Source organism: Peptoniphilus timonensis JC401 (assembly GCF_000312025.1).
Lineage (GTDB): Bacteria > Bacillota > Clostridia > Tissierellales > Peptoniphilaceae > Peptoniphilus_A > Peptoniphilus_A timonensis.
Genome location: NZ_HE978596.1, coordinates 112,050 through 118,383, shown reverse-complemented (window position 1 = coordinate 118,383; position 6,334 = coordinate 112,050). Strand labels below are relative to the sequence as shown.

Annotated in this window: 6 protein-coding genes and 1 pseudogene; 3 read left to right on the top strand and 4 right to left on the bottom strand. The window is 30.4% G+C overall.

Annotated features, from left to right (window positions below):
* Positions 1–180 (bottom strand): annotated as a pseudogene (locus tag HGPT_RS09205) (phospholipase D family protein); the annotation flags it as partial.
* Positions 181–207: 27 nt separating this feature from the next.
* A complete protein-coding gene (locus HGPT_RS07295) occupies positions 208–627 on the bottom strand; it encodes a hypothetical protein (RefSeq protein ID WP_155799240.1) in 420 nt (139 codons plus the stop codon).
* A 119-nt stretch (positions 628–746) separates the two neighbouring features.
* Here HGPT_RS07295 and HGPT_RS07290 point away from each other — a divergent pair, with 119 nt between their 5' ends.
* Genes HGPT_RS07290 through HGPT_RS07280 form a run of 3 tightly spaced genes read left to right on the top strand, consistent with a single transcriptional unit; the run spans position 747 to position 2,618 of the window.
* Complete coding sequence (locus HGPT_RS07290; RefSeq protein WP_019139177.1) at positions 747–1,136, top strand: GntR family transcriptional regulator; 390 nt, start codon at positions 747–749, stop codon at positions 1,134–1,136.
* On the top strand, positions 1,126–1,968 hold the full coding sequence (locus HGPT_RS07285) for an ABC transporter ATP-binding protein (protein WP_019139176.1): 843 nt from the start codon (positions 1,126–1,128) through the stop codon (positions 1,966–1,968). The genes HGPT_RS07290 and HGPT_RS07285 overlap by 11 nt, the downstream gene beginning before the upstream one ends.
* On the top strand, positions 1,965–2,618 hold the full coding sequence (locus HGPT_RS07280) for an ABC-2 transporter permease (protein WP_019139175.1): 654 nt from the start codon (positions 1,965–1,967) through the stop codon (positions 2,616–2,618). Before HGPT_RS07285 ends, HGPT_RS07280 begins: the two co-directional genes overlap by 4 nt.
* A gap of 51 nt (positions 2,619–2,669) precedes the next feature.
* Here the strand turns inward: HGPT_RS07280 and HGPT_RS07275 are convergent, their stop codons facing one another.
* Together HGPT_RS07275 and HGPT_RS07270 are read right to left on the bottom strand one after the other, a co-directional pair.
* Entirely contained in the window at positions 2,670–4,514 is a 1,845-nt protein-coding gene (locus HGPT_RS07275; RefSeq protein WP_019139174.1) for an ABC transporter ATP-binding protein, read from the bottom strand.
* Positions 4,501–6,237 carry an ABC transporter ATP-binding protein gene (locus HGPT_RS07270; RefSeq protein ID WP_019139173.1) on the bottom strand — a complete coding sequence of 579 codons (1,737 nt, stop codon included), beginning with the start codon at positions 6,235–6,237 and terminating at the stop codon, positions 4,501–4,503. The genes HGPT_RS07275 and HGPT_RS07270 overlap by 14 nt, the downstream gene beginning before the upstream one ends.
* Between the last annotated feature and the right edge of the window lie 97 nt (positions 6,238–6,334).

Genomic DNA, 6,334 nt, shown 5'->3' with positions numbered 1-6,334 from the left:
TTCGTGATGCCTTTTTCCATCTTTTAAATATGTCAAATCATATAAAAATTCACAATTTGCCTCTTCAAAATCAGAAGATACATTTGTCCCAGAAGGATTTTTTGTATTTAAACTGTATAAAATTGGAATGATAATAAGTAATAAAATAATAAAAATCATAATTTTCTTTTTCTTTTTCAAAATTTTCTCCAAAAGTTATCTTTAAAATTAATTTGTGGGTTTTAAGTCTTGGACTTTTGTCCCAAGTTTTCCATATTCTCTATCAAATTTAATATTATATCCCCCTGTGTCTTTATATCTAATATAAAAAGATATTTCTTCTCCATTTCTCAAATTTTCATTTTTACTCCACTCAATACTTGGATTATGAAGAATTTTTTCTATATTTTCTCTGTCCTTCTCATTCTTTATACTGACAATTTTTGGATATTCAAGGATTTCTATCTCAGCCTTGCCAGATCCATCGTAGCCAGTGAAATGAAACTGAATTGTTAAGGGATCCATGGTTACATAGGCGTCAGGTTTTCTAATCTTTACATAATAAAAGCAAGTAGAAATTATTATTAAGATTGCTAAAAATATAAAAAGCATATTCTTCCTAGAACTCAAGTCCTTATTAGTCATCAATAAGCCCTCCTTTTGTCCTATTATATCAAAATTTTATAAGTAACTAACAAATAAAAATTTACAAAAAAATTGACAAGTGTTATAGACTGTTATATAGTGTTATATATTAAGGAGGCAAAATGAAAATTATTTTAATAAATGGATCCTCAGTTCCTCTTTATGAACAGATAAAAAATGCAATAAAAGAAAATATTTTAAAAAATAAAGTTAAAGAGGGAGAACAGCTTCCTTCTGTTAGGACTCTTTCCAAAGATTTAAAGGTAAGTATTTTGACTGTAAAAAAAGCTTATGATGAGTTGGAAGAAGAAGGCTTTGTTGAATCCAGACAAGGACTTGGAACTTTTGTGGCGGGAAAAGATTCTGAAGTAAAAAGAGAGGAACTCCAAAAAGAATTAGAAGACCATTTGCAGGAGGTAATAAATTTGTCAGTGGAATTAAATTTGGATAAGAAAACAATATTAGAGTTATTTGAATTTTTATACAATGAAAGGGTGGAATATGACAAATAAAATTGAAGTTAGAAATTTGAAGAAATCCTATGACAATTTTGTTCTTGGAGAAAATTCCCTAGAAATAAAAAAGGGATTTATTACTGGATTTATTGGAAAAAATGGAATGGGCAAGACAACTACTATAAAGTCCCTTTTGTCCCTTATAAATTATGATGGAGAAATATTTGTAGAAGGAAAAGATGTAAAAGATTTAGGATATCTTCAAGATGTTGGGATAATTATGGATGATTCTTTTTTGTCAAAGGATTGGAAAATCACTCTTGTAAATGAAGCCATGAAATGTGGCTATGAAAATTGGAATGAAGAAAAGTTTTTTCAATACATTGAAAATTTTGGAATTGAAAAGGATAAAAAAGTTAAGGAATTATCTCGAGGAATGAAAATAAAGCTCATGTTTTCAATTGCCCTTTCACACGAGGCAAATCTTTTGATTTTAGATGAGCCAACAAGTGGTCTTGACCCAAGTATGCGAGATGAACTCACAGATATGTTAAAGGAATTTGTGGAAGATGAAAATAATACAGTTCTATTTTCAACACATATTACTGAAGATCTAGATAGAATTGCCGATTATATTATTTTTATTGATAATGGAAAGATAATTGATTCTTGTAGTAAGGAAGAATTCTTGGAAAAATACTTAGTACTAAAGGGTGGTTCAGAAGACAAAGGCTTCTTGAAAGATTTTGAAGTCCTTGGCATAAAAGCAAACTCTACTTCCTTTGATGCATTGGTAAAAAATGTCGAAAAAGAAAATATTCCAGAAGACTTATTTGTGGAAAATCCAGATATAAATAAGATTTTAGTTTTATATGGGAGGAAAAAATGAAAGATATAAAGAAAATTATTAATTTAGACTATATTTCCATTAAGCCTTATTTTACTCTTAAAAATTTAATAATATTGCTTTTTTTATATTTCTTTTACTTTTTTATAAGCAAAAACCCAATGGCTGCAACTTCTGTTATTCTTTTCTTCTCGATTATTTATTCTTCTTATCCATTTTTGATTGGGGAAGAAGCAGGGATTGACAGTCTTTACAGAATTTTTGGAATAAAATCTGAAAAAGTTGTGAGAGGTAGGTATATTTTTGGAATAATTTTATTCTTAATTTCTTTGATAATAAGCATCTTACTTTCAACTATTCTTTTCTTTTTTATAGAAAGTTTTGAGATTAAGGAATTTTTGGCAACAAGTTTATCCTATTTTGCAGTTTATTTATTGTTTTTGTCATTTAGATATCCACTGTATTTTAAATATGGATACAAGAAAGCAAAGTCAATTTCTGCCATAACTTTTGCCTTCATTGCCGTAATTTCTTTCTTTGTTATGGCTTTTAAAGATTCTTTATATAATTTATTATTATTCGTAGAAAACAATATTTTTATAAGTTTATTGTTTGTAATAGTAATAATTTTGGCAATTGTCATTATTTCTGTAAAAATATCAGAAAAATTTTATAAAAATAGAGATTTCTAAAAAAATAAGGTGTTGGAAAAAATCCAGCACCTCTTTTTATTTTATAAATTTTTATTCGTCAAAGCCACCAGTGTAGAGTTTGTAATAGATTCCCTTTTGTTCAAGTAGGTCTGCATGGTCGCCTCTTTCTACTATTTCGCCATTTTGGAGTACAATTATTACGTCAGAGTTCATAATTGTTGAAAGTCTATGTGCTATGACAAAAGTTGTTCTTCCCTTCATGATTTCATCCATTCCCTCTTGTACAATTTTTTCTGTACGAGAGTCAATAGATGATGTCGCTTCATCTAAGATCATAACTGGTGGGTTAAAAATTTCTGCTCTAGCAATAGATAAAAGTTGCATTTGTCCTCCAGATAGTTCGCCACCAGAACCTGTTATCATTGTGTCATAACCATCTCTCGAGTTTTTTATAAAGTCGTGAGCATTGGTTCTTTTTGCTGCTTCAAGGGTTTTTTCCATATCAACTTCATCGACAGAATAATTTATATTTTCAGAAATTGTGCCAGTGAAAAGGTGGGTGTCTTGTAAAACCATGCCAAGGGATGAGCGAAGGTCTTCTTTTTTTATCCTCTTAATGTCAATTCCGTCAAAGGTAATTTCTCCACTGTCAATGTCATAAAACCTATTTATCAAGTTTGTTATTGTTGTTTTACCTGCTCCAGTTGCTCCTACAAAGGCAATTTTTTGACCTGGTTTTGCATATAAATTTATATTTTTAAGAATTTTCTTTTTACCATCATAAGAGAAGTCGACATTTTTAAATCTAATATCGCCCAAAAGTTCTGTGTATTTATCTGATTTTAAATCATGCCAAAAATATTTTTCTTCTCCGTCAACAGTTTTTGAAACTTTTTCTACTTCTCCAGAGTAGTCTTCTGGCTCAACTTCTAAGAAATCAAAAATTCTTCTAGCTCCTGCAATGGCAAGGACAACAGAATTTATATTTCCACCGATTTGTCCCATAGGACCTGTAAGAGTTCTTGAAAGTTGTAAGAAAGATGCTACAACACCAACCGTTATGCCAAATCCACCGTGAACTGCCATAAGTCCACCAACTATGGCAAACAAAATATATTGGAAGTTTCCAATTCCAAAAATAAGTGGAAATAGGAAAAGTCCAAGTCTATTTGCTATCATTGTATTTTCCATTAATTCTTCATTAATTATTCTAAAATCTTCTCTGGCATTTTTTTCATGATTAAATACTTTTACAACTTTTAGACCATCAATCATCTCTTCTATATAACCATTTGTCTTGGCAAGAGATTTTTGTTGACTCAAGAAATAATGAGAGGACTTGCCACCAATTACATTCATTACAAAAATCATAAGTCCAACAGTCAAAATTATTACAAGAGATAGGGGTACAGATTGCGAAAACATAGCCACTAAAACCATAATTATTGTCATAAGCGATTGGACAAAGGAAGGGAAAGATTGAGATATCATTTCCCCAAGAGCCCTTACGTCATTTGTGTAATAAGACATTATGTCCCCGTGACTTTTGCTATCAAAGTAAGAAACTGGCAGTGATTGCATTTTTTTAAACATAATCTTTCTCATATCGCCAAGAGTGGATTCAGATATTGAAACCATTAGTCTTGAATAAGTAAAAGATGACAAGACGCCAATTGCCAAAAATATTCCCATCTTAATCAACATAGATAAAAGACCTGAAAAATCTGGATTTGAACTATTTACTAAAGGCATGATGTAGTCGTCTATTAAAAATCTCATAAATAGGGAAACAGAAATTGTGGCAAGAGAGGAAATTATTACCATAAGTGAAACTGCCAAGAGTTTAAACTTATGCCTTTTAAAAATAAATGAGAATAATTTTTTTGCAGCAACTTTGTTTTCTGGAGATGTAATTTTTGTCTTATTCTTTTGCATCAAAATCACCGTCACTTTCTTGTGTTTCATTTATTTCTCTATAAATAGGACTCTTATTTATAAGTTCTTCGTGAGTGCCAATTGATTCAATTTCTCCCACATCGAGAACTACAGTGTAGTCAGTATTTTTTAAGGACTTTATCTTTTGTGAAATTAAAATTTTTGTCATATCAGGTCTTAATTTATTTAGAGAGTCTATAATTTTTTCTTCAGTCTTGTTGTCAAGGGCAGAAGTTGAATCGTCCATAATTAAGATTTTTGGATCTTTTAAGATAGACCTCGCAATGGAAATTCTCTGTCTTTGACCTCCGGAAAAGTTCGTTCCGCCTCTTTGCACAGGCATATCCAAATCTTTTTCTGGGTCAATAAAATCGTCACAAGATGCAATATAAAGTGCCTCTTTTAATTTTTCATCAGATAGATCTTCTCCAGCCCACTTTAGATTTTCACGAAGAGTGCCAGTGAAAAGTTGATTTTTTTGTAAGACTACAGAAACGTCCTTTCGAAGAGATTTAAGATCATAGTTTAAGACATTTTCTCCTCCAACATAAACACTTCCCTTACTTGGGTCAAAGAGCCTTGCAATTAAACTAATAAGAGTTGTTTTACCAGATCCTGTTGGACCAATCATTCCCACATAATCGCCAGAATTTATCTTGAGATTAATATTTTTTAATACAGACTTGTCTAAATCACCTGAATAAGAAAAATAAACATCATCAAAAATTATTTCTCCATTTTTAATTTCTTTTATAGGATTTTTTGGACTTACAATAGATGGGTTAGTTGCAATCACTTCGTTGATACGTCTAATTGAGTTTCTAGCAATAGTTATTTGAACTAGAATCATGGAAAGCATCATAAGTGAAATTTGAATTTGAATTGCATAAGTCACAAGACCTGTCAAAGCACCAGTTGTCATTGTCCCAGCTACAATAAAATGTGCTCCCAACCAAGCAATTAGAATTGTCATAAGATAAGTTGAAAAGTTCATAAGTGGATTTGAAAAGGCAAGAAGTTTTGACGCCTTAATGTAATTATCTTGAAGTTCATCAGAGATAGTATTAAACTTTTCTATTTCCTTGTCCTCTTTTACAAAAGATTTTACAACTCTTATTGCAGACAAGTTTTCTGAAACATCAGTATTTAGCTTATCTGTTATCCTAAAAACTTTTTCAAAAATTGGATAAGCTCCCTTTATAATAAGTCCCATTCCAATGCTGATTAGGGGAATTATAATTACAAAAGTAGGGGCAAGGTCTCTTGATAATTTAAAGGACATTATAAAACAAAAAATAAGAGTAAGTGGCGAACGAATTGCCATTCTTATAGTCATTTGAAATGCCATTTGTACTGTTTGAACATCAGTTGTCATTCTTGTTATGAGAGATCCACTTTTAAATTTGTCCATATTTTCAAAGGAAAAATCAGTGATGTTATCAAACATTGATCCTCTCATATTTTTTGCAAGTCCACTTGAAGCCTTTGTGGCAAGATAACCTGAAATTATTCCTGTTGCAAGTGAAATTGCCGCCACTATAAGTAGGATTATTCCGTATTTAATTATATTGTCAGAGGAATTTATTAAAATCCCCTGGTCTATTATTTTTGTCATAAAGAAGGGAATTGCTGCATTCATCAATACTTCTAATAAAACAAAAAAAGGCGATAGCACAGCGTATTTTTTGTACTCACCTAAGTTATCAAAGATTACTTTTAACATATAACACTTCCTAAATATTGATTTAACTATATTAAATTACCCAAAAAGAATATATTAAATCTTCTAATGCGAGTATAATACTATTATACTGAAATTT

Bases quoted from the DNA above. Each gene is read 5' to 3' on its own strand.
- HGPT_RS07290 (WP_019139177.1), top strand. From the start codon at position 747: ATGAAAATTATTTTAATAAATGGATCCTCAGTTCCTCTTTATGAACAG.
- HGPT_RS07285 (WP_019139176.1), top strand. From the start codon at position 1,126: ATGACAAATAAAATTGAAGTTAGAAATTTGAAGAAATCCTATGACAAT.
- HGPT_RS07280 (WP_019139175.1), top strand. From the start codon at position 1,965: ATGAAAGATATAAAGAAAATTATTAATTTAGACTATATTTCCATTAAG.
- HGPT_RS07275 (WP_019139174.1), bottom strand. From the start codon at position 4,514: ATGCAAAAGAATAAGACAAAAATTACATCTCCAGAAAACAAAGTTGCT.
- HGPT_RS07270 (WP_019139173.1), bottom strand. From the start codon at position 6,237: ATGTTAAAAGTAATCTTTGATAACTTAGGTGAGTACAAAAAATACGCT.